The organism is Hwangdonia seohaensis (assembly GCF_031932625.1).
Classification (GTDB): domain Bacteria; phylum Bacteroidota; class Bacteroidia; order Flavobacteriales; family Flavobacteriaceae; genus Hwangdonia; species Hwangdonia seohaensis.
This window is the reverse complement of sequence record NZ_JAVSCK010000004.1, coordinates 193,933-216,667: the sequence shown is the minus strand read 5'-3', so window position 1 is coordinate 216,667 and position 22,735 is coordinate 193,933. Positions and strand designations below refer to the sequence as shown.

At 36.2% G+C, this 22,735-nt stretch carries 23 protein-coding genes and 1 tRNA gene; 13 read left to right on the top strand and 11 right to left on the bottom strand.

Features of this window, described 5'->3' with window-relative positions; all coding sequences use genetic code 11:
- Positions 1-13: 13 nt before the first annotated feature.
- On the bottom strand, positions 14-1,336 hold the full coding sequence (locus tag RNZ47_RS13725) for a BT_3928 family protein (protein WP_311941282.1): 1,323 nt from the start codon (positions 1,334-1,336) through the stop codon (positions 14-16).
- An 88-nt stretch (positions 1,337-1,424) separates the two neighbouring features.
- A complete protein-coding gene (locus RNZ47_RS13720) occupies positions 1,425-1,964 on the bottom strand; it encodes a DUF1599 domain-containing protein (RefSeq protein ID WP_311941277.1) in 540 nt (179 codons plus the stop codon).
- 206 nt (positions 1,965-2,170) lie between these two features.
- On the opposite strand from RNZ47_RS13720, the gene folP reads away from it, so the two are divergent.
- From folP to RNZ47_RS13700, 4 genes are all read left to right on the top strand, one after another.
- The gene (gene folP, locus RNZ47_RS13715) at positions 2,171-3,001 is read left to right on the top strand and encodes a dihydropteroate synthase (protein WP_311941274.1); all 831 of its coding nucleotides are present in this window, start codon (positions 2,171-2,173) and stop codon (positions 2,999-3,001) included.
- A gap of 19 nt (positions 3,002-3,020) precedes the next feature.
- Positions 3,021-3,701 (top strand): hypothetical protein, encoded by a 681-nt coding sequence (locus RNZ47_RS13710; protein WP_311941271.1) that lies wholly within the window; start codon positions 3,021-3,023, stop codon positions 3,699-3,701.
- Between the two features lie 36 nt (positions 3,702-3,737).
- Positions 3,738-4,523 (top strand): diadenylate cyclase, encoded by a 786-nt coding sequence (locus tag RNZ47_RS13705; RefSeq protein WP_311941268.1) that lies wholly within the window; start codon positions 3,738-3,740, stop codon positions 4,521-4,523.
- A 147-nt stretch (positions 4,524-4,670) separates the two neighbouring features.
- Complete coding sequence (locus RNZ47_RS13700) at positions 4,671-5,360, top strand: DUF3667 domain-containing protein (protein ID WP_311941264.1); 690 nt, start codon at positions 4,671-4,673, stop codon at positions 5,358-5,360.
- Here RNZ47_RS13700 and RNZ47_RS13695 read toward each other — a convergent pair.
- The 4 genes from RNZ47_RS13695 to RNZ47_RS13680 all read right to left on the bottom strand — a co-directional run bounded on the left by RNZ47_RS13695 (position 5,340) and on the right by RNZ47_RS13680 (position 9,819).
- Positions 5,340-7,106 carry an ABC transporter ATP-binding protein gene (locus RNZ47_RS13695; protein WP_311941260.1) on the bottom strand — a complete coding sequence of 589 codons (1,767 nt, stop codon included), beginning with the start codon at positions 7,104-7,106 and terminating at the stop codon, positions 5,340-5,342. The genes RNZ47_RS13700 and RNZ47_RS13695 overlap by 21 nt on opposite strands.
- Positions 7,107-7,850: a tRNA pseudouridine(38-40) synthase TruA gene (gene truA, locus RNZ47_RS13690; RefSeq protein ID WP_311941256.1), complete on the bottom strand. Its 744-nt coding sequence runs from the start codon at positions 7,848-7,850 to the stop codon at positions 7,107-7,109.
- A 318-nt stretch (positions 7,851-8,168) separates the two neighbouring features.
- Positions 8,169-8,693: a sigma-70 family RNA polymerase sigma factor gene (locus RNZ47_RS13685; protein WP_311941253.1), complete on the bottom strand. Its 525-nt coding sequence runs from the start codon at positions 8,691-8,693 to the stop codon at positions 8,169-8,171.
- Between the two features lie 364 nt (positions 8,694-9,057).
- Positions 9,058-9,819 carry a YoaK family protein gene (locus tag RNZ47_RS13680; protein WP_311941250.1) on the bottom strand — a complete coding sequence of 254 codons (762 nt, stop codon included), beginning with the start codon at positions 9,817-9,819 and terminating at the stop codon, positions 9,058-9,060.
- 185 nt (positions 9,820-10,004) lie between these two features.
- Between RNZ47_RS13680 and RNZ47_RS13675 the strand changes: the two genes are divergently transcribed.
- Together RNZ47_RS13675 and RNZ47_RS13670 are read left to right on the top strand one after the other, a co-directional pair.
- Positions 10,005-10,496: a metallophosphoesterase family protein gene (locus RNZ47_RS13675; protein WP_311941247.1), complete on the top strand. Its 492-nt coding sequence runs from the start codon at positions 10,005-10,007 to the stop codon at positions 10,494-10,496.
- 152 nt (positions 10,497-10,648) lie between these two features.
- A complete protein-coding gene (locus RNZ47_RS13670; RefSeq protein ID WP_311941243.1) occupies positions 10,649-11,077 on the top strand; it encodes an FKBP-type peptidyl-prolyl cis-trans isomerase in 429 nt (142 codons plus the stop codon).
- Positions 11,078-11,335: 258 nt separating this feature from the next.
- Here the strand turns inward: RNZ47_RS13670 and RNZ47_RS13665 are convergent, their stop codons facing one another.
- Positions 11,336-11,746: a DUF4293 domain-containing protein gene (locus tag RNZ47_RS13665; protein ID WP_311941240.1), complete on the bottom strand. Its 411-nt coding sequence runs from the start codon at positions 11,744-11,746 to the stop codon at positions 11,336-11,338.
- A 196-nt stretch (positions 11,747-11,942) separates the two neighbouring features.
- On the opposite strand from RNZ47_RS13665, the gene rho reads away from it, so the two are divergent.
- Both rho and RNZ47_RS13655 read left to right on the top strand, forming a co-directional pair.
- Positions 11,943-13,583 carry a transcription termination factor Rho gene (gene rho, locus RNZ47_RS13660; RefSeq protein WP_311941237.1) on the top strand — a complete coding sequence of 547 codons (1,641 nt, stop codon included), beginning with the start codon at positions 11,943-11,945 and terminating at the stop codon, positions 13,581-13,583.
- Positions 13,584-13,887: 304 nt separating this feature from the next.
- Positions 13,888-14,316 (top strand): hypothetical protein, encoded by a 429-nt coding sequence (locus RNZ47_RS13655; RefSeq protein ID WP_311941234.1) that lies wholly within the window; start codon positions 13,888-13,890, stop codon positions 14,314-14,316.
- 20 nt (positions 14,317-14,336) lie between these two features.
- On the opposite strand, the gene RNZ47_RS13650 is transcribed toward RNZ47_RS13655, so the two are convergent.
- The 4 genes from RNZ47_RS13650 to proS all read right to left on the bottom strand — a co-directional run bounded on the left by RNZ47_RS13650 (position 14,337) and on the right by proS (position 16,817).
- Entirely contained in the window at positions 14,337-14,696 is a 360-nt protein-coding gene (locus tag RNZ47_RS13650) for a hypothetical protein (RefSeq protein ID WP_311941231.1), read from the bottom strand.
- A gap of 141 nt (positions 14,697-14,837) precedes the next feature.
- Entirely contained in the window at positions 14,838-15,089 is a 252-nt protein-coding gene (gene rpsT / locus RNZ47_RS13645) for a 30S ribosomal protein S20 (RefSeq protein WP_311941227.1), read from the bottom strand.
- 28 nt (positions 15,090-15,117) lie between these two features.
- Positions 15,118-15,189 (bottom strand) — tRNA-Glu (locus RNZ47_RS13640).
- A gap of 149 nt (positions 15,190-15,338) precedes the next feature.
- Positions 15,339-16,817: a proline--tRNA ligase gene (gene proS / locus RNZ47_RS13635; protein ID WP_311941224.1), complete on the bottom strand. Its 1,479-nt coding sequence runs from the start codon at positions 16,815-16,817 to the stop codon at positions 15,339-15,341.
- Between the two features lie 100 nt (positions 16,818-16,917).
- Here proS and RNZ47_RS13630 point away from each other — a divergent pair, with 100 nt between their 5' ends.
- The 5 genes from RNZ47_RS13630 (at position 16,918) to cysS (ending at position 22,661) form a co-directional block, all read left to right on the top strand.
- A complete protein-coding gene (locus RNZ47_RS13630; protein ID WP_311941221.1) occupies positions 16,918-17,934 on the top strand; it encodes a hypothetical protein in 1,017 nt (338 codons plus the stop codon).
- Positions 17,935-17,962: 28 nt separating this feature from the next.
- Positions 17,963-19,480, top strand: a complete 1,518-nt coding sequence (locus RNZ47_RS13625) for an OmpP1/FadL family transporter (protein ID WP_311941218.1) — start codon at positions 17,963-17,965, stop codon at positions 19,478-19,480.
- Between the two features lie 539 nt (positions 19,481-20,019).
- The gene (gene folE, locus RNZ47_RS13620; protein ID WP_311941215.1) at positions 20,020-20,697 is read left to right on the top strand and encodes a GTP cyclohydrolase I FolE; all 678 of its coding nucleotides are present in this window, start codon (positions 20,020-20,022) and stop codon (positions 20,695-20,697) included.
- Between the two features lie 106 nt (positions 20,698-20,803).
- Entirely contained in the window at positions 20,804-21,166 is a 363-nt protein-coding gene (locus RNZ47_RS13615) for a four helix bundle protein (RefSeq protein ID WP_311941212.1), read from the top strand.
- A 13-nt stretch (positions 21,167-21,179) separates the two neighbouring features.
- Complete coding sequence (cysS, locus tag RNZ47_RS13610; protein WP_311941209.1) at positions 21,180-22,661, top strand: cysteine--tRNA ligase; 1,482 nt, start codon at positions 21,180-21,182, stop codon at positions 22,659-22,661.
- The last annotated feature ends 74 nt before the right edge of the window (positions 22,662-22,735 follow it).

Below are 22,735 nucleotides of genomic sequence, written 5' to 3'. Positions count from 1 at the left end.
ACGATTGTTTTGATTATTCTTTATGTAGCTCTACAGTCATAAAACCATCATAATTGCTGTTATTAGCTTTATTTATAGAATCCAAAACGGTTTCATCTATGGAATACAAATAGTTTTTGTAAGTATTACTAGCCAAAACAGAGTCTAACTTTTCTTTAGTGGAAACCTCACCACCTACCACGTAAAGAATGTTTTTTATTTCAGCCCTTTCTTGTTTGGGTTCAATTTTCCGTTCTACTTCGGGCAACTCCAAATCGTCTATATCGTTCCAGTGGAGTTTTTGTTTTACCGTTCCAGCATCCAACTCTAAAATACCAGGGTTCGAGCGCACTACGGTTTTCAGTGCTTTTTCGTCGCATAAATACCACTCGAAATCTAAATTATAGGCTTCGTTAATACGCTGTTTTGCATCGTTACCAGAGGCTGTTATACCGATAACCTTATAGCCTTTTCTAACAGCTTCATCGGTGGTTGCCTTTAATTTTAAAGCGCCTTCTCGTTCCATTTTTTCCAAACTGTAGGATACGATAACGATTAGATTTTCCTGACTCAAAAAGTGTTCGGTTAAATCTTCATCATCCGTTTCAATTGAAAAATCTAAAATCGGTGGCTGATAGCCCTCCCTGATAACTTTGGTTTCTACGCCAACGTATTCGCCATCAACGGTTGGATAACTGCCATCGGTTACAATTTCTGTTTCTTCGCCGTTGACGTTAAATGTCCACGTAAATTCTTGTATGGCTTTTGGTGCATCGTCTGGAATACGCATACCTTCGGCTATATTGTTTCCTATTTTATAAGCTCTAAAATCGATTGTTGGTAAATGCATCAGCACATGGTACCCAAACCACAAACTGAAAATAAAGCTCAACAGAGCCAAAATTGTTGTTGGCAGTTTACTGAATATGGGTTTTATATGTTTTAATCCGAAGAATAAAATAAGAATAAAAAACAGTAAAATAAGGTCTTTTGTAAAGCTTTCCCATGGTGTGAGCTTTAAGGCATCGCCAAAGCAACCGCAGTCTTTTACCTTATCGAAATAGGCCGAGTAAAAGGTGAGAAATGTAAAAAAGACAATCATTGCCAACAGGCTCCGAACGGTAAATTTTGGTTTGTAACCAATAAGCAAAAACACGCCTAAAACCACCTCGAAAACCACAACGATTACCGAAATACCCAAAGCATACGGAATTAAAAACTCCATATTTAAAACGTCTGCGCTAAAGTATTCCTCTAGTTTATACGAAAACCCTAACGGATCGTTTAACTTAATCAATCCCGAAATAATAAATAAAACACCAACGAATATTCTACTTAATGCTACTAATATTTTCATAAATTTTGTCATTCCTGCGAAAGCAGGAATCTTTTTAATTGAACCTTAATTTTTATAAAGTGAATTCTTGCATTCGCAGGAATAACAGTTATTTTTCTTTCAAATGAATTAAAGCAAAAACCGCATAATTAATCATATCTTGATAATTGGCATCAACGCCTTCGCTTACCAAGGTTTCGCCTTTATTGTTTTCAATGGTTTTAACGCGTAACAATTTTTGCAAAATCAAATCGGTTAAACTACTCACGCGCATATCGCGCCATGCTTCGCCGTAATCATGGTTTTTATCCTCCATGAGTTTTTTGGTAATTGCCGCTTGTTCGGTGTATAATTTTGTGGCTTCTTCGGTAGTCATATCAGGCTGTTCAACCACGCCTTTTTCCAACTGAATAAGTGCTATAATACAGTAATTTACAATACCGATAAATTCGCTTACTTCGCCTTCATCAACCTTTCTTACGGCATTTTGCTGCAAGCTTCTTATACGCTGTGCTTTAATAAAAATCTGGTCGGTTAATGACGGTAAACGCAGTATTCTCCATGCACTGCCGTAGTCGCCCATTTTTTTAACAAATAAACTTTTACAGGTATCCATCACGGCATCGTATTGTTTTGAGGTATCTTGCATCTATAATATCAATTTTGCGTAAATTTCGCTTAAATTGTTCAAAGTTCAAAGTTGAATGGTCAAAGTTTTAAAAGTTGCCACGAATACACGAATAATTTTTTTTGTATTGATGCTATACTCTGGGATTTGCTTTTTATTTTTGATATAAATTTGATATAATTATTTAACCAAAGAAAAAGCATTCGTGTATTCGTGGCAAAAAAACTATGACTATAAATTGCAAACGCCAACTCATTGATTTATCATCGCCAAAAGTGATGGGTATTTTAAATATCACGCCCGATTCGTTTTACGATGGCGGTAGTTATAAAAATGAAAAAGATATTTTAAATCAGGTTGGAAAAATGTTAACCGAGGGCACTACATTTATTGATATTGGCGCATACAGTTCGCGACCAAATGCCGCCCATGTAAGTGAAACCGATGAGTTAAAACGCATATTGCCCATTGTTAATTTGATTTTAAAGGAATTCCCAAAAACATTACTTTCTATTGACACTTTTAGAAGTGCGGTGGCAAAACCCTGCATTGAAGCTGGTGCTTGTGTGATTAACGATATTTCGGCAGGGAAATTAGATACTAACATGCTGCCAACCATTGCCCATTTAAAAGTGCCGTACATTATGATGCACATGCGCGGAACACCACAAAACATGCAGCAGCACACCCAATACGATAATTTGATAAAAGAGATGTTGTTTTATTTTTCTGAACGCATTGCAGCGGCCAAACAATTGGGGATTATCGATTTAATTGTTGACCCTGGTTTTGGTTTTGCGAAAACCACCAAACAAAATTTTGAAGTTTTAAGCCAATTGGAATTATTTCAAATATTGGACAAACCCATACTTGCCGGAATATCCAGAAAATCGATGATTTACAAAACTTTAGAAACTTCGGCTAAAGATGCTTTAAACGGTACTACGGTTTTAAATACGGTGGCGTTGCAAAAAGGGGCATCTATTTTACGGGTGCACGATGTGAAAGAAGCTGTTGAAAGCATTAAATTAATTCAAAATTTAGAAGTTAGAAGTTAGAAGTTAGAAGTTAGAAGTTATGAAACATACTTTTTTATTGATTGCGATTCTTTTTTTCTTTTCCTGCGGAAAAGATAAAGTGGTTTTGCTCCCCGAAATAAGTCATTCTGAAATCACTGAGATCCTCGATGTTTCCCCGGCTTATTTATTTTATGATGAAACTCAAAAAGACAGTGTAGAGCTGAATAGAAAAAATTTAATCGTCACCACAAATTGGTTGGTAAATGTCGATAAGCGACTAACGCTAAAACAAGCCATTCCGCATATTACATTACTTCAAGAAAAAAAACGAAACTCCAGCCATAAAAACGAAAACGCTAAAAACTATTTTACATGTAATGATATTAGTAGAAAGAACTTAGGGTTTATTGAGTTTACGGATGTATTTTATCATGTGGAATCTTCAAGTGATTATTTTAATAAGAATTCAAATTTAAAACCTTCGGAATCCTCAATCGGAATCAATGTCGATTTTAATAATAGCATTACAATCATAACCCCGGATTCTGATCCCTTTATAATTCAAACAAATAAAGAAAATGTAATCAATGATTTAAAAAAGGTGATTCCCGATACAAAAACGGTGTATCTGAACTTCAATAGCGCATTGACTTTTCAAGATTATATTTCATTTAAATCATTAATTTTATCACTGGAAAATAAATCCATCCACATTTCAAACAACGAATTTATTTATTAACCCTTTTTTACTAAATTTACCAAAACCCACTTGCCTTTGGAAATTTTTAAAGACCTTTTAAAATTTACGGTTGTCGATGTTATCGATGTTATTTTAGTCGCACTACTACTCTACTACATTTACAAACTTGTAAAAGGCACTGTTGCCATCAATATTTTTATTGGTATCATTATTATTTATCTGGTTTGGCGATTAACCGATTTTCTGGAAATGGAACTTTTAACCAGCATTTTTGGTGGTTTTATTAAAGTGGGTATTATTGCTTTAATAGTAGTATTTCAACCGGAAATCAGGAAGTTTTTGCTCATGGTGGGCTCAACTAATTTTAGCAGGCGACGTAAATTTTTACAGCAATTCAGTTTTATAAAAACCGAAACTGGCGACGAAACAAATGTCGATGCCATTGTTTCGGCCTGTGTTAAAATGGGCGCTTCAAAAACGGGTGCCTTAATTGTTTTTGAGCGAAATAACAATCTGGATTTTTTATCGGCTTCCGGCGACGAAATGAACATTAAAGTCACGCAACCCATTATTGAAAGCATATTTTTTAAAAATAGTCCGTTGCACGATGGTGCGATTATTGTGAGTAATAATATTGTAAAAGCAACGCGAGTTATACTTCCTGTAAACAACGAAAAAAGCATTCCCAAACGTTTTGGTTTACGCCATAGGGCCGCTATTGGCATTACCGAAAAAACCGATGCCCTGGCTTTGGCTGTTAGTGAAGAAACCGGACATATTTCCTATTTTAAAGATGGTGAATTTGTGGTTTTTAACAATACCAACGAACTTAACGGTATGATTAAAAAAGATTTAGCATAAGTGAATTGTAAAAACTGCAATACAATATTATCCTCAGAAAGTGACTATTGCTACGTTTGCGGTGGCAAAGTGATTAGAAACAGACTTACAATTAAAAATTTATTTGAACACATTAGCGAAACATTTTTTAATTACGACAATAAACTTTTGAGAACGTTTTTATCGCTTTTTTCAAAACCCGATGATGTTATTGGTGGTTACATTAATGGTACGCGTAAAAAATACGTTAATGTTATTAGCTACTTTGCATTGGCCATTACACTTGCCGGTTTACAAATTTATGTGATTCAAAAGTTTCAAACCGATGTAACCCTTTACGATACATCTACAGAATTAGGTCAGAAACAACAAGAGGTATTTGATTCAATTTTCAAATTTACCACCGATTACCAATCGCTGGTTATGATGCTATATATACCTTTTTATGCCTTACTGGCCAGAATCGTTTTTTTTAAAATCAACACCTTAAATTATACCGAATTATTGGTTGTATTCTTATATGCGCAGGCCCAAATATCTATTTGTATAGCTGTACTATCCATCATTATTATTCCTTTAAACATAATGTCATTTGCTACAATCGGTTTCTTTATTATGCCTTTACAAATCATATATTTCACATATTGCTTAAAACGGGTTTATGGTTTAAACAACACACAAACATTAATAAGAACCTTAATTTTTATTGGAATTTTAGGCTTGCTAATGTTCATAATTATGGTAGCAGGTGTAGTATTCGCTTTAAAATCGGGAATGTTTGATGAGATGATTGAGGCCAAAAAAGCTGCTGCAGAAACAGCAAAACTAATGCCCCAATTAAGCCACTTCCTCTTTTAAAAATTGTACTTCGTAAAGATTTCTGTAATACCCGTTTTCTTTTTTGAGAAGTTCGTCGTGCGTCCCTTGTTCAACAATTTCGCCAGCATCCATCACTAAAATTTTATCGGCTTTTTTTATGGTTGCCAATCGGTGTGCAATAACAATGGAGGTACGCCCTTTGGTAATTTTATCGGTTGCATTTTGAATGAGTTGCTCTGAATACGAATCGACCGACGATGTCGCTTCATCCAACACCAAAATACTCGGATTGGTTACGTAGGCGCGCAAAAACGAAATGAGTTGGCGCTGACCCGAAGACAGCATCACACCTCGTTCCTTTACATTATAATGATAACCTTTTGGCAAGCTCATTATAAATTCGTGGATGCCAATATCCTTTGCAGCTTGTTCCACATAGGCTTCGGTAATTTCGGGATGGTTAAGTGTAATGTTATTTAAAATTGTATCGGCAAATAAAAACACATCTTGTAAAACAACCGCGATTTGGGTTCGCAAAGATTCTAAAGTCACTTCCTTTATGTCAATCCCATCAACCGAAATGACACCATCCTTAATCTCATAAAACCGATTTAATAAATTAATAATGGTCGATTTTCCTGCGCCAGTGGCACCCACTATGGCCACCGTTTCTCCGGCTTTTACATTAAAGGAAACCCCTTTTAAAACGGTTTCGTCTTCAACATAATTGAAATACACATTTTTAAACGCAATATCACCGTTAAAATTTTCAGCTATATGCGTTCCGGTATCGTCAATTTGCGAGGTGGTATCAAGCACTTTAAACACGCGGTTTGCGGCTACCATACCCATTTGCAACGTATTAAACTTATCGGCGATTTGCCTAAGCGGTCTAAACAACATGGGGATAAACATGATAAATGCGATTAAGGTTCCTTTGGTTACGCTGCCTTCCAAAACCACATTCAATCCGCCGTACCAGGCTACCAAACCAATGGTGATAGAACTTGATAAATCTGCTAAAGGAAAAAATATGGAGTTGTACCAAACGGTTTTTAACCAGCCTTTTTTATGGCGTTCGTTTATGGCTTTAAATCTTTTATACTCTGTGGTTTCGCGGGTAAACAATTGCAAGATTTTCATGCCCGTTAAGCGCTCTTGTACAAAGGAATTTAAATTTGAGACTTCATTTCTCACTTCCTCAAAGGCTTTTTTCATGTATTTCTGAAAAATACGGGTGGCGTATAACAGCAGGGGCAGCATGATAAACACGATTAAACTTAATTTTACATTCGTGTAAACCATAAATCCGAAAACAACAAACATGGTAAGTAAATCCCTAAAAATCATAAACAAACCCTGCCCGAAAATATCGGCAATACGCTCCATATCTGTTACCGCTCTTGTGATTAAAACACCCACCGAAGAATTATCGAAATACTTCATTTTAAAACGAAGTAAATGGTTAAAGAGTTTTACACGAACGTCCATCACCAAATTTTGCCCCAACCACGCCGCATAATAAATAAAAGACAGTTGAAATACCGTTTGCAAAATTAAAACCCCAAGCATAATAGCTATGTAAAACAGAAATTTATCCGGGTTTGCACCTGCAATACTATCATCGATGGCGAACTGTGTTAATTTAGGCGTTGCAGCTCCTAAAATGGCCAGCAATATCACCATCAATAACAACCCAAAAAACACCACTTTATAAGGTTTTATATATTGAAAAAGACGCTTGAATAATTTTACGTCGAAAATATGTTCTTTCTTTTTAGTCATTTACAATTTTATATCGTCCGGATATTCAATTTTTGTTAAATATAAAGCATGTGCAGGTACCGAAAAACCAGCTTCACTCCTATTTTTAGATTTTATGATAGCATGCAAATCATCAATAGTTGTTTTGCCCAAACCAATGTTAACCATCGTGCCAACAATGGCGCGCACCATGTTACGCAAAAACCTATCGGCTTGTATCGTAAAACGAAGCTCGTTATTTTCCGTAACCCAAGCCGCTTTCATAATATTACAATAATACGTTTTTACATCGGTATTACTTTTCGAAAAGCATTGAAAATCTTTATAATCCAATAAAATTTTCGAAGCTTCATTCATTTTTTCAATATCCAAATCCTGCTTCACATAAAACGTATCGTTAAAAGTAAAAACGTTTTTTTCCAAAGTTATTCTGTATAAATAAGTTCTGCTTAGGGCATTAAAACGCGCGTGGGCATCGTCTTTCACCCTAAAAATGTTATGGACGGCAATGTCTTTTGGCAAAAACGAATTGAGTTTAAAAATGAAGTTACCATCAAGCAGCACTTCATTAAAATCAAAATGCGCAAACAATTGTGAGGCATGTACGCCTGTATCGGTTCGTCCCGCGCCCATAACAAAAACGGGAGTTTTCAACAAGGTGGATAAAGCGCGCTCCAAAACTTCTTGTACCGATATGGCTTTAGGCTGGTATTGCCAACCATGATAAGCACTGCCGTTATAAGAAAGTTCAATAAAATACCGCAATTTATCTATCGTTTTTTTGAAATAACAAAGATAGACAGATTTGTTATTCCACCGAAAACAGTTGTCTTAATTAAATATTAAAAGATATCTAGTTGTTACTTCGAGTGATTTCGATTTTTATCGAAATTGTATCGAGAAGTTGGGCGTTACCCACTTTTGCTTTTAATGGCAAAAGTGCGTCGGGCTTTCACTACTCGCTTCCTCCTAACGTCGGCGAGCTCAAACAGTTAGCCTGCGGTGAGCGCAGTCGAACCGTTCTATCCCTAACGCGCTTGTTTACACACTTTGTGCTTTTAGAGAAAACTTCGTGTTTACCAATTACACTTTGCAAATAGCGCAATTAGATTCTCCAATTAACTTACCGTTTTTATCGAGTTCGAATTTGCAACATTGGTTAAATTTATTCTTTAAAATACCTTTCGCTCTTTTAACGCGCGCTTTTACGTTTTCAAGGCTTATATCCAATGCTTGGGCAACATCTTTTTGTTTTTTGCCCTGTAAATAAATCAATTCAATCACTTGTTTGTAAATTTCGGGCAAATCATTTATAAAATTGTCAAAGCAGCAAATCTGTTCGTATTGTTGCAAATCAATATCCTTAATAGCGTCCAATTTAGTCGCGTCACTGGATTCTTTATTAAAGTGATTATATATTTCGTTACGAGCAATCTGAAAAACCCAAGCCTTTACTTTTTCCTCCTTTTTCAACTTGGGTAAATTAGTGTGAATTTTCAAGAATGTATTTTGGAAAACATCGTTTGTAACCTCTTTATTTTTCACTTTTTTAAGAATGAAAAAATAGAGCTCATCACTGAAATTATTCCATATATTTTGAGTTTCCATATTCAAAAATAAATAAAGGCTGGTTTAAAAACCAACCTTTATTAAATTTAGCAACAGGTGCATTTATCGCATTCGCATTTCGTACACGGGCAGTTGTTTTCCAAGCAATTTCCGCAATTGCATTTTGTACAATCGCAGGTTGTGCATTTACAATTATTCATAATTTTCACATTTTATGGTTCATTACGTAGACTAATAAACATCATAAAAGATACATTTTTTTATAAATTATTTTTGGGCGGCCAATGGGTTTAACGCTATCTTTTTTTTATACCAAAACAAGGTGAGTTAAAATGTTTTGTTTCAATCGTTAACCGGAATAAACTGTTTTCTCTGACAAAATCAACAAAAATTCCCCCGCTCATTAAACCAACTTGTTCTTGGTTTTATACCGTTGTTTTTGGTTAAGTCTTCTTTTAGCTTTTATTAATCGATACCTTATATTGTTATAAAATAAACTCATCAGCAAAATCAATGCGCCAAAGAGCAATGTGTTTAATTTCCAATCAAGTTCGGAATAAAAAAACCCACCAACCAATCCGCCGGCAAAAAAGAATGAAATAATATAAATCCTTAGTTTAATATTGGCTTTTAGTTTTTCTCGGTGCGGATATAAATTCGGAAAAAACATTTGCGAAATCTCAATCCCTAAATCGGTAAAAAGACCCGTAAGATGTGTGGTCCTTACTACGGCATTTGAAATTTTAGTAACAAATGAGTTTTGAAGCCCCATGGCAAACAGCAGCAGGCACACGACTAAATCTGAAGATTCCATTTCAATAACATTACTTAAAAGCCCGATGGATGTTAAAATTAAACATTCAATTAATGTTGGAAGAAGAAAAACGTTTAGCTTTTTATTTTTTCTGAATTTTATAATGAGAAAACTGGATGAAAATGACCCAAAGAGAAACGAAAAAATGTAAAGAAAATATACGGTGCCTCTCCAAAATTCTAAATCTGCAACATCATTTATAAACTGTGAAAAATGCCCCGTAACGTGTGTTGTTAACTGTTTGAAAAACAAAAAACCTGTAACATTTACAATGCCCGCAACAAAGGCCAGAAAAGTGGCAATTCTCAGATTGTGTATTAAAGTCCTGCTTCTCCCTTGATGTCTAAACATTCTGTCTTCATTTAGTTTGATGCTTTCAAATGGCACACGATGTCTCTTACGGAATAAATTGCAATAAAATTATTTATAGCCGACAATAAACGAATTTAGAGTTTTTTTCTGATAAAGTCAATAAAGAACCTTCATCAAATAAAACAAATAGTTATAACTTTACAGCTGTAACACGATTTTTATCAATGACCAAAATATTGCTTCTTTCCGATACCCACAGTTATATGGACGACACCATTTTAAAATACGTAAAACAAGCTGACGAGGTTTGGCATGCCGGCGATATTGGGGATTTAAAAGTTACCGATGCCATAAAAAAACTAAAACCTTTACGGGCGGTTTACGGCAATATTGATAATACAAAAATTAGAACGGAATTCCCCGAACACAACCGGTTTATGTGCGAAGGTGTTGATGTTTGGATAACCCATATTGGCGGTTACCCAAAAGCGTATAACGTTAGGGTTCGCGATGAAATAAGATTGAATCCGCCACAACTGTTCATCTGCGGGCATTCGCACATATTAAAAGTTATGCCCGATAAAAAACTGAATTTACTGCACATGAATCCGGGGGCGGTTGGCAAGCATGGGTTTCATAAAAAACGTACCATGTTGCGTTTTACCATCGATGGAAAAAAAATAGATAACTTGGAGGTTGTAGAATTTCCGTCGTAAAAACACTAACATAAAAAACTTCTCGTTTTATAGTCTATGTACAAGAGTGTTTATGTTAATTTTTTCACAAACCCCAGCATTTATTGCCTAATAAATTGGCAGACGATTCATAAATTGTAGTTTTGCAGCAATTGAAAAAAAGTAAACAAATTATGAGTCAAGTAAAAGAAAATGATACTGTAAAAGTACATTACACAGGAAAATTAAATAATGGTCAAATTTTTGACAGTTCGCTGGAAAGAGAGCCTTTAGAAATTACTTTAGGGCAAGGGATGCTAATTCCTGGTTTTGAAAAAGGTATTGTTTCTATGGAATTAAACGAGAAAAAAACCATCAATATTCCTGCAGCAGAAGCCTATGGCGATGTGAGGGAAGACATGTTCCATAAAGTGCAGAAAGACCAATTACCACAGGAAATTACGCCGGAAGTTGGTATGGGGCTAGCTTCAAAAAATCCCGATGGATCTGAAGTGCAGTTTCGTGTTGCCGAAGTTAATGACGATTATATTATTGTTGATGCCAATCACCCGTTGGCAGGGCAAGATTTAACATTCGATCTGGAACTTATCGAAATAAAATAACCATTCGTTTTTAGTAAAAAACCAAAAAGCTTAGATATTAATCTAGGCTTTTTTTATGCTGAAACCGGATAAAAAATCTCCTTTCCCAAATCCTTACCAAAGGGGAAGCCGCCACTTTCTGTCATGGCAAAATTTACACAATATATTATATATAAAGTTGAGTATTTCCCTCCTTTGGAGGGATTAAGGGAGGCTATAAAAAAAGCCCAAGGTCTTCACCTTGGGCTTACGCACTAATACTACTAAGATATTAGGTTTTTATCGCAATCGATCTACAGATTTTACAAGATCTTCATCCTTCTTAATGGCCTTATTGGCTAATGCCAAAAACACGATAGAAACGATAGGAAGAAGCATCCCAATACCTTTCTCAGAAACCGCCGTTTCTCCAGATACGCTTAGAGATTGATACACAAAAAATCCTATTAAAAAAAAGTTTAATATGATGTTCAGTCGCCCCAACATAAATTGAGACTTCCTGTTTTTATATCTAAATATTGCTACAACTGATAAAAACGCCGATGTTAAAAAGGCTGCAAACACATAATTAATATCGGTTGCAAATACTTTAACACCATCGGATTTTATCCATAATTCAAACACAAAAATCAGTCCCGCAGATACGCCTGCGGCAATTAAAAGATATATGGTTTGTATGCGTTGTAACATAAGTAATTGAAAAACTAGACCGCAAAAATAATAGTTTCTTTTTTAAAATAAGTCCAAAAAAATAAAATAAAGTTGTATAATTGCAGTAATGATTCCCAACAACCACTATTGCAGGTTGTTAATTCTTCAAATTAAAGAAATCATTTTCAGAATATTATCAAAATTATACTCAACATACTTATTCAATTAAACATCAATGTTTGAAATTTCACAATTAAAAGAAAAGAAACTCACTGATTTACAGGAGATTGCAAAAAAATTGAACGTCCCAAAATACCGTTCTCTAAAAAAATTAGATTTAGTTTACCAAATACTCGACCAACAAGCTGCCGACCCAAAAGCAGTAACCGCCGTGATAGAACCCAAACAAACTACTGAGGCCGACACCAACAAAAAGCCCGAACCAAGAAAACCCAGACAGCGCGTGCAAAAGCCCGCTAAAAACGAGCCTGCGAAACGCGAAGAAAAACCACAAGAAAAAAGCAAAACACCGGAAGTAAAATCAACGGAAGCTTCACCGGAGAAAAAAGAAGAAAGAAAACCAGCCCACAAGCCTAATCCCAGGCCTTCTTCCGATAGCAAAAAGGACAACCCACAAAAAACACACCAAAAAAAAGACAGCAACCAACCACATAAAAATCAGCATAAAAACCAGAAAAACGGCAATATTGACAAAGGCAATAAGGATAGCAGAAACCGCTATCGGGAGCCAGATTTCGAATTTGATGCCATTATTGAAAGCGAAGGGGTTTTAGATATTATGCAAGATGGCTATGGGTTTTTACGCTCATCAGATTACAACTATTTATCATCACCAGACGATATATATGTATCGCAATCGCAAATCCGTTTATTCGGTTTAAAAACCGGAGATACCGTTTTAGGACATGTGCGTCCGCCAAAAGAAGGCGAAAAATATTTCCCTTTAATTAAGGTAAGTAAAATTAATGGGCAGAATCCAAATGTGGTTAGAGACCGTGTGTCTTTCGAGCATTTAACACCGTTATTCCCACAGGAAAAATTTAATATAGCCGAAAAACAAAGCACCATTTCAACACGTATCATGGATTTATTTGCCCCAATTGGTAAAGGGCAACGTGGTATGATTGTGTCGCAACCAAAAACAGGAAAAACCATGTTGTTAAAAGACGTGGCCAATGCAATTGCGGCGAACCATCCGGAAGTGTACCAAATGATTTTATTGATTGACGAACGCCCCGAAGAAGTTACCGATATGCAACGCAACGTACGTGGCGAGGTGATTGCTTCAACCTTTGATAAAGAAGCGCACGAGCACGTAAAAATTGCAAACATCGTTTTAGAAAAAGCAAAACGACTGGTAGAATGCGGGCACGATGTGGTAATCCTGTTAGATTCCATTACACGTTTGGCGAGAGCCTACAATACCGTGCAACCTGCCTCCGGAAAAATACTGAGTGGTGGTGTAGATGCCAATGCACTGCACAAACCAAAACGCTTTTTTGGTGCGGCCCGTAATATCGAAAACGGCGGCTCGTTAACCATTATCGCAACGGCACTTACCGAAACAGGCTCTAAAATGGACGAGGTGATCTTTGAAGAATTTAAAGGTACCGGTAATATGGAACTGCAATTGGACAGAAAAATATCCAACCGTAGAATTTTCCCGGCAATCGATTTAACATCGTCAAGCACGCGTCGTGATGATATCCTATTGGACGACAACACCATTCAACGCATGTGGGTTATGCGCAAATACCTTGCAGACATGAACCCCGTTGAAGCGATGGAATTTATTAACGAGCGTTTCAAACAAACCAGAAACAATGAGGAGTTTTTAATTTCCATGAACGGATAACACAATTAAACAACAGACTAACTCAAATTCAAAAAACCTTAGCACATTAGTGTTAAGGTTTTTTTTGCTATTACCTCGAGTGATTCCGTTTTTTACCGATATTATATCGAGAGGTTGGGCGTTACCCCGAAAAAAATCGGGGTCGCGCTTTCACTACTCGCTCCCTCCTTCGTCGGGGAGCTCAAACAAACCGTTCAATCGCTAACGCGGATTAGCAACTCGTTTTAATATTTTAATAACATTTCAAGTTTAACATTAAAATATTAAATGTATTATCTTGTCGCAATCAACTAACCAAAACAACATGAAAAAAACCATATGCATTCTCACCATCCTTTTTGGTTTAAATGCCGTTAGTCAAAATTTGGAATGTCGAGATTTTAAGAATGGAACATTTATAATGACTATTGAGAAGCCATTACCGTCTGTAACTAAAATCACCCGACGAGGCAACAATCAGACCGAAGTTTTATTGGAAAAGCCAAAAGAGTTAGAAGACATGGACATGCCCAGTAAAGTACATATTACACTTAATTGGATAGACGACTGCACCTATACAGGCAAATTCAACCCAGCCAAAAACAAACTTCTGGATTACCAAAAGTTTATAAATGATAACGGTGGAATTTTGGTCGAAAAAATTAAAATTGAAGGCCGATGTTTCTTCTATCGTTCCACTTTAAAACTTAAAGACGAATCCATAATCATCGATGGTAAAATATGTAAAGAATAAATAATGGTTTTAAAACAAAATCAATAACGATTCAAAAGATCTCTGTATTCTTTCAAGTCCGCAACATTCGATTTATTGTTTAGATTTCCAATAAGCGAAATTAAATATTTAAAACTTTCTACAGGAGTGGTATCGGTTGTTTCAACAGTGCCATCTTCTTCAATTGGCTCATCATTCGGAATGGGTATAAAAAACGAGTTGTTGGCTTCAATATGCTCGTAAGATAACCTAAGCACCTTAACCACTAAAGGGATTTGCTGCTCTAAAGCATACGTTCGCAATGTTTTAATATCATCTATTAAGGTATCCGAATCAAAACCTGTTTTGTCAAGGTCTTTAAGAATTTTATCTATTAATTTAATGGCGTTTTTATTTTCCAAAGGGCTATAATTGATTAACTTTTAATACCTGCAAATTTATATCTTTAAAATGCTTTTCACACTATAACCGCATAAAAAAATCACAAAAAAAAGCTTCTCATTTCTGAGAAGCTTTCAAATATTATAAACCTTTAAAACTAATTAAAGCGCAGCAACGTGTTTTGCCAAACCAGACTTTAAGTTAGCCGCTTTGTTAGCGTGAATTACGTTTTTCTTAGCTAATTTATCTAACATAGAAACTACAGTAGGAAACAATTTCTCAGCTTCCTTCTTATCTGTTGACTCACGTAACTTTTTAATAGCACTACGAGTTGTTTTATGCTGATACCTATTAACCAAGCGTTTCGCTTCGTTACTTCTAATTCTTTTTAATGCTGACTTATGATTTGCCATTTTGTTTTTTTCTATTATTAAAATATTGTAGCCCGTAGGGGAATCGAACCCCTCTTACCAGGATGAAAACCTGGCGTCCTAGCCGATAGACGAACGGGCCATTTGTTTTTAAGTGCGCAAAGATAAGTACTAATACTTAAACTTGCAATACCTTTCAAATAACTCACAATGTTTTCCATTGCGGATGCAAAAATACAACTATTTTCCACTCTTGCAATACCTAAATAAATTTTTTTTAAAAAATTTTATTTAATACGCTTTTGCGAACAATACTCTACGTTTTGAAGGCTTTCCGCTATACACGCAAACCCCGTCTTCGTTTACCGAATCCAACGGAACACATCTTATGGTCGCTTTTGTAAGTTCTTTTATTTTATCTTCTGTTTCCGTGGTGCCATCCCAATGTGCCGAAATAAAGCCTGTTTTGGTTTCCAAAACGGTTTTAAAGTCTTCAAAGGTATCCACCTTCGTAATGTGGTTGTTTCTAAAATCTAAAGCTTTATTAAACAAAGATTCTTGAATTTCGACCATTAAACCTTCAACCGTTTCGGTTAAATCACTTAATGCAATGGTTTCCTTTGTTAATGTATCGCGTCTTGCCAATTCAACCGTTCCGTTTTCCAAGTCTCTCGCACCAATGGCTATTCTTAGCGGTACACCTTGTAATTCGTGCTGTGCAAATTTAGCTCCGGGTCTGTGGGTGGTTCTGTTGTCGTACTTTACAGTAATTCCTTTTGCACGCAAATCACCCATAATACCATTTACTACATTGCTAATCGCTTCCAGTTGCTCCTCACTTTTATAAATAGGTACAATTACAACTTGATTTGGCGCCAAACTAGGAGGCAACACCAACCCGTTATCGTCACTATGCGTCATAATTAATGCACCCATTAATCGTGTGGAAACGCCCCATGAGGTAGCCCAAACATAGTCTTGTTTACCTTCTCTATTTGCAAACTTAACATCAAAAGCTTTGGCGAAATTCTGACCTAAAAAATGTGACGTTCCTGCTTGTAACGCCTTCCCGTCTTGCATTAAGGCCTCAATACAAAAGGTTTCCTCGGCGCCCGCAAAACGTTCGCTTTCCGTTTTTAAACCTTGTATTACTGGTATGGCCATAAAATTCTCGGCAAAAGTGGCGTACACATTATTCATTAATTTAGCTTCAGCCATGGCTTCAGCTTTGGTTTCGTGAGCCGTATGGCCTTCTTGCCATAAAAATTCGGCTGTGCGCAAAAATAAACGGGTACGCATTTCCCAACGCACCACATTTGCCCATTGGTTGATTAACAATGGCAAATCCCTGTAAGACTGAATCCAGCCCCTATAGGTGTTCCAAATAATGGCTTCGCTTGTTGGCCTTACAATTAACTCCTCTTCTAATTTGGCTTCTGGATCAACTCTTAGTTTCCCCGGTTTATCAGGGTCATTTTGAAGTCTATAATGAGTAACAATAGCACATTCTTTTGCAAAACCTTCAGCATTTTTTTCTTCAGCTTCAAACAAACTTTTGGGCACAAATAATGGAAAATAAGCATTTTGATGTCCTGTTTCCTTAAACATTTTATCCAATTCTGCCTGCATTTTCTCCCAAATTGCATAACCATAAGGCTTAATAACCATACAACCTCTCACGGCAGAATTCTCTGCTAAATCAGCCTTAACAACAAGTTCGTTATACCATTTTGAATAATCTGCTGCTCTACTCGTCAATTTTTTGCTCATATTAATGTTTTGGCACAAATATTGTGATTATGTTAAATAAAAGAAATAGTTCGGCAAAACTAACTATTTTTGTTATGTTCAACAATAAAATTCTGGAGATATGCAATTTAATAACTACCTAAACAGAAAAATACCAATCTTAGCAAGCTTTGTTTTGCTACTTGGTTTATCATCGTGTGGTTCTTATCAATACGTAGGCGTTGACAATGATGGTATTTACGGCACTGTGGAACAACCTGTACAGCAAGAGCAACCTGTTGTAGCGGTTAATGATAATTCGCAAAACAATTATTACCAAAACTACTTTAAGACCAAGGCTTTAGAGTATGAAAATATGGCAAACGATGAGGTGTTTACAGATATCGATTCGTATGTAGGCAATAATTATGTTGAAAACGACTCCATTAATAACAACTATCAAGGCTATGCGGGTTGGGGACAGGATATCAGCGAAATATCGATAAATATTTATCCGCGCTATGGGTATAATTATTGGTGGCACAGACCGTATTATAACCATTGGGGCTATAATGGATGGCGTAATTATGGTTATTATGACTCTTACTGGCACCCTTCTTTTTATATTGGCGGTTTGTATGGTGGCTTTTACAATCCTTATAGATACGGCTACGGCTATTATGGTTACCCCTATAGAAACTACAGATATTACGGAAACAATCGCTACTACAACCGAGGTTTAGCTTATAACGCAAGCAGACGCGGTAGTTTTTCAAACCGTTCAAGTGGCATCAATTCGACCAATTCAAGATATTATAACTCTAGAAGAAGCAGTTCAACCTCAACAATAAATAGAAACAATTCAACAAATTCGCGCGTAGGCACTAATGTGGTTAGACGACGCTCTACAGCAGCTCCGGCCAGAAATTCAACAACAAGGTCGTCTACACCGGCTGTAAGAAGAAACAGAACCTCAACCAGACCTTCAAGCACTTATAATTCTGGAACGAGCAGAAGAAGCTCAAATTCCTCTGCCTCAAGATCATCGTCTAGTAGCAGAAGTTCGGGAACAACTACCAGGTCATCTTCATCAAGTAGCAGAAGTTCTAGTGGCACTAGTAGAAGTTCAAGTAGTTCATCAAGAGGAAGACGCGGATAAAATCTAAAAAAAGAAAAATTCAATAGATATGAAAAAGTTACATTTACTATTCATAGGTATCCTATCTATGTCTACAATATACGCTCAAGACATAACAGATGCTATACGTTATTCGCAAGATAACATACAGGGAACGGCTCGTTTCAGGGCTTTAAGCGGTGCATTTGGTGCGCTTGGTGGCGATATGAGTGCGGTGAGCCTAAACCCTGCAGGATCAGCGATTTTTAGTAGCAGTCACGCCTCGTTTACACTATCTACTTTGGAGACCACCAACGATACGCAATATTTTAATGGCTCCGGAAGCACCAATGATTCTAATTTCGACATCAATCAAGGTGGTGCCGTATTTGTTTTTGCGAGTAGAAATAATTCGCCCTGGAGAAAATTCACAATGGGCGTGGCTTACGAAAAAACCAACGATTTTGATAACAATTGGTTTGCCTTCGGAACAAATACCAACAACCAATCGATAGACCTTTACTTTTTAAACTATGCCGATGGCTTAAGGTTAGATGAAATTTCGGCCTTAGATGGCGAATCGCTTACCGATGCCTATGCAGATATTGGCAATGTTTATGGCTTTGCGCATCAACAAGCTTTTTTAGGGTTTGAGTCTTATATTTTAGAACCAGATGACATTAATAACGATGCCAATACAACCTACTTTTCAAATTTAGCAAATGGTGATTTTAACCACGATTACACCTATACCTCTACGGGTTACAATGGCAAACTAACCTTTAATATGGCTGCCCAATACGAGGAAAATCTATATTTAGGTTTAAACCTTAATTCGCACTTTATAGATTATCAACGTTCAACCTTATTGTTTGAAGACAATGCCAATTCAGGCTCACTTATAAATGATATTGAATTTGAAAACACATTATCAACAAGAGGAAATGGGTTCTCTTTTCAATTGGGTGGTATTTTAAAACTGAGTCCGGAATTTAGGGTAGGCTTCACCTATGATTCACCAACATGGTACACCATGGAAGAAGAAACCACGCAATATTTAGCAACCGTAAGGGATGATGCCGGTACCATGGAAACGCAGGTGATAAATCCGCAAATAATCAATATCTATCCACAATACAAGTTACAAACACCTTCAAAAATCACGGGTAGTTTAGCATACGTTTTTGGGCAACAAGGCTTAATAAGTTTCGATTATTCGCGTAAAGATTACAGCAGTACAAAGTTTAAACCGGAAAACGATTACACCAACGTAAACAACAACATTAGCAACATGCTTGCCGATGCTGCAACATATCGATTGGGCGGCGAGTACAAGCACAAGCAATTCAGTTTTAGAGGCGGTTATCGTTTTGAAGAAAGCCCATACAAAAATGGCGTTACGGTTGGCGATTTAACAGGCTATTCTTTCGGAATTGGGTATAACTTCGGAAACACAAAATTAGATGTTACTTACGATCAATCAAACAGAACAAACGAAACCCAACTATACAATGTTGGCTTAACCGACGCTGCTTTGGTTGATAGAACAAATTCCAACCTAACGTTTTCGTTAAGTTTCAATATCTAAAAAATAATAAATCTATTTTTAAAAAAGCTTGAATACAGTCTATTCAAGCTTTTTGCTTTAATCGAAACGAATTCCTCGAGGTTCTACCTCGGGGTTTCCTTTGAAACTGTCATTCCCGAGACATCGGGAATCTAAACAACAAATTTCTTAAAAAGAGTGAAACACCTCTATGGCTCCGCTTCGAGGACAGTTCGTTTCAAGAAATTTGTTGTTTGTAATTTAACCCGTAAAAAGCAGACAAATACACAGATTTCCGCGTTTACGGGAATGACAGTTTATATTTGAAACCACGATTTACAACCCTAGCGTTCCATTGTAATTAATTGTTTGTTAATACAAAACATAACAAAAGTGTTTTGTTTATCTTTGCAGACTTATAAATAAGATTTTTTTAACTGATGAAACGAACATTAATAAATTTTAAAAAGAATATTTCCCAAATGGGGTTTTTAAAATTTTTAATGAGAGAACGCAGTGATTACACACGTTCTCATTTTTTTAATTAGTTTATTATTACAGAATTAAAAAAAATTAAACGGGTGAAAATTGAAAATAAAATAGAAGAATTCGAATCTTTAGGAGACGACCATATTGGAACTTCATCAAATACGCCAATGCGCAATGATGCCTTTAAACTTTCAAACGAAGAAAAAATAGACATCATAAAAGACGACGTGCGCCATATTATGGAAACTTTAGGCTTAGATTTAAGCGACGATAGTTTAAGTGGCACGCCAAATCGAGTAGCAAAAATGTTTGTTAAAGAAATTTTTGGAGGCTTAGATCCGAAGAAAAAACCAAATGCTTCAACCTTCAAAAACAAATATAAATACGGCGAAATGCTGGTTGAAAAAAATATTACGGTGTATTCAACCTGCGAACATCATTTATTACCCATTGTTGGGAAAGCACACATTGCTTATATTTCAAACGGCACGGTTGTTGGGCTATCCAAAATGAATCGTATCGTCGATTATTTTGCAAAGCGCCCGCAAGTACAAGAGCGCTTAACCATACAAGTTGTAAAAGAATTGCAAGAGGTTTTAAACACCAAAGATGTGGCCTGTGTTATTGATGCCAAACATTTATGCGTAAACTCAAGAGGCATTAGAGATATTGAAAGCAGTACCGTTACTTCAGAATTTGGAGGTAAATTTAAAGAAGAAGCTACACGTAGGGAATTTTTAGATTACATAAAATTAGACACGAAATTTTAGTCTTTCTGTTAGTTGTAAGCTGTTAAGTCGTTTAACCGAAGATGCATACAAAATCTGAACAAACAACAACTTTACAATTCACAATAAACAATTAAGCGATAAAAAAATGCATTTATATTCGTTTGAGAAATTAGAAGTTTGGAAAGAAGCCATTCAATTGGCTGTTACAACTTATAAAGTTACAGATTTATATCCTTCGGAAGAAAAGTTTGGTTTAATCTCTCAAATGAGACGATGTTCAGTTTCAGTGTCATCAAATATCGCAGAAGGAACAGCGAGATTAACAAAAAAAGACAAAGCGCATTTTATGACTATGGCTTACAGTTCTGCTCTCGAATTATTAAATCAAGCTATAATTTCAGAAGAATTGGAATTTATTTCAGAAGAAAACTATAAAAATATTAGATTTGAAGTTGAATCGATTACCAATAAAATCAATTCGTTACGAAATCATTTTCTAAAGTCCTAACGACTTAACAGCTATGCAACTATACAAAGAACAACAAATTAAACTATACAACTCACTTTCTGGTAAAAAAGAAACCTTCAAACCCATTAACGACGGTTACGTGGGCATGTATGTTTGCGGTCCTACCGTTTACAGCAATGTGCATTTGGGCAATGTAAGAACCTTTATGTCTTTTGATATGGTTTTTCGATACTTAAAGCATTTGGGCTATAAAGTGCGTTATGTGCGCAATATTACCGATGCGGGACATTTGGAAAATGATGCTGATGAAGGCGAAGATAAAATCACGAAAAAAGCACGTTTAGAACAAATTGAACCGATGGAAGTGGTACAGCGGTACACGGTTGATTTTCATAACGTACTAAGAATATTCAATTTTTTACCACCAAGTATTGAGCCTACGGCAACGGGCCATATCATTGAGCAAATCGAGCTGATTGAAACCATTACCGACAATGGTTTTGCCTACGAAGTTAACGGATCGGTATATTTTGACGTTCACAAATACAACGAAACCAACCATTACGGTATTTTAAGCAAACGAAAGCTTGAAGATTTAATACACAACACCCGTGAATTGGACGGCCAAAGCGATAAAAAAAATCCGCAAGATTTTGCCCTTTGGAAAAAAGCCGAACCGCAGCATATTATGCGTTGGCCTTCGCCTTGGAGCGATGGTTTCCCAGGTTGGCATTTAGAGTGTACAGCGATGAGCACGAAGTATTTGGGCGAACAATTTGATATTCATGGTGGTGGCATGGATTTAAAATTTCCGCACCACGAATGTGAAATTGCACAAAACGAAGCGGCAAAAGGGAAGCCGCCCGTAAACTATTGGATGCACGCCAATATGCTGGAAATGAACGGACAACGCATGTCCAAATCTACCGGAAACACTATAAATCCTGATGAATTACTGTCTGGAAACAACAGTATTTTCAGTAAAGCCTATGCGCCAAGTGTCATTCGTTTTTTTAATGCACAATCGTCGTATCGCAGTGTTTTAGATTTAACCGATGCCGGTTTATTGGCAAGCGAAAAAGGCTTTTACCGATTAATGGATGCGGTGAATTTATTAGACGATTTAAAACCCTCCGAAACCTCATCGGTTGATATTAACGGTTGGAAACAAAAATGTTACGATGCGATGAACGACGATTTTAATTCGCCCATTTTAATCGCGCATTTGTTTGAAGCCGCTAAATACATCAACCAAATAAAAGAAGGTTCGGAAACCATAAACGCTGAAGACTTAACCACATTAAAAGACACCATAAACGCTTTTGTTTTTGATATTTTAGGCTTAGAAAACATCACAAAAAACGACTCCGGAACCGATAAACTTTCTGCTGCCGTTGATGTGTTGATTAAATTACGACAAGACGCCAGAGCGAATAAAGATTTTGCTTTATCGGATAAAATCAGGGACGAATTAGCCGCCGTTGGCATACAGCTAAAAGATGGTAAAGACGGCACAACGTTTACGATTAATTAATATATGTTGGCCGTGATTCTGAACTTGTTTCAGAATCACATAAAGTGTGTACAAACCTAATGGAAACCTGAAAC

Bases quoted from the DNA above. Each gene is read 5' to 3' on its own strand.
- RNZ47_RS13725 (WP_311941282.1), bottom strand. From the start codon at position 1,336: ATGAAAATATTAGTAGCATTAAGTAGAATATTCGTTGGTGTTTTATTT.
- RNZ47_RS13720 (WP_311941277.1), bottom strand. From the start codon at position 1,964: ATGCAAGATACCTCAAAACAATACGATGCCGTGATGGATACCTGTAAA.
- folP (WP_311941274.1), top strand. From the start codon at position 2,171: ATGACTATAAATTGCAAACGCCAACTCATTGATTTATCATCGCCAAAA.
- RNZ47_RS13710 (WP_311941271.1), top strand. From the start codon at position 3,021: ATGAAACATACTTTTTTATTGATTGCGATTCTTTTTTTCTTTTCCTGC.
- RNZ47_RS13695 (WP_311941260.1), bottom strand. From the start codon at position 7,106: ATGACTAAAAAGAAAGAACATATTTTCGACGTAAAATTATTCAAGCGT.
- RNZ47_RS13685 (WP_311941253.1), bottom strand. From the start codon at position 8,693: ATGGAAACTCAAAATATATGGAATAATTTCAGTGATGAGCTCTATTTT.
- RNZ47_RS13680 (WP_311941250.1), bottom strand. From the start codon at position 9,819: ATGTTTAGACATCAAGGGAGAAGCAGGACTTTAATACACAATCTGAGA.
- RNZ47_RS13675 (WP_311941247.1), top strand. From the start codon at position 10,005: ATGACCAAAATATTGCTTCTTTCCGATACCCACAGTTATATGGACGAC.
- RNZ47_RS13670 (WP_311941243.1), top strand. From the start codon at position 10,649: ATGAGTCAAGTAAAAGAAAATGATACTGTAAAAGTACATTACACAGGA.
- RNZ47_RS13665 (WP_311941240.1), bottom strand. From the start codon at position 11,746: ATGTTACAACGCATACAAACCATATATCTTTTAATTGCCGCAGGCGTA.
- rho (WP_311941237.1), top strand. From the start codon at position 11,943: ATGTTTGAAATTTCACAATTAAAAGAAAAGAAACTCACTGATTTACAG.
- RNZ47_RS13655 (WP_311941234.1), top strand. From the start codon at position 13,888: ATGAAAAAAACCATATGCATTCTCACCATCCTTTTTGGTTTAAATGCC.
- rpsT (WP_311941227.1), bottom strand. From the start codon at position 15,089: ATGGCAAATCATAAGTCAGCATTAAAAAGAATTAGAAGTAACGAAGCG.
- proS (WP_311941224.1), bottom strand. From the start codon at position 16,817: ATGAGCAAAAAATTGACGAGTAGAGCAGCAGATTATTCAAAATGGTAT.
- RNZ47_RS13630 (WP_311941221.1), top strand. From the start codon at position 16,918: ATGCAATTTAATAACTACCTAAACAGAAAAATACCAATCTTAGCAAGC.
- RNZ47_RS13625 (WP_311941218.1), top strand. From the start codon at position 17,963: ATGAAAAAGTTACATTTACTATTCATAGGTATCCTATCTATGTCTACA.
- RNZ47_RS13615 (WP_311941212.1), top strand. From the start codon at position 20,804: ATGCATTTATATTCGTTTGAGAAATTAGAAGTTTGGAAAGAAGCCATT.
- cysS (WP_311941209.1), top strand. From the start codon at position 21,180: ATGCAACTATACAAAGAACAACAAATTAAACTATACAACTCACTTTCT.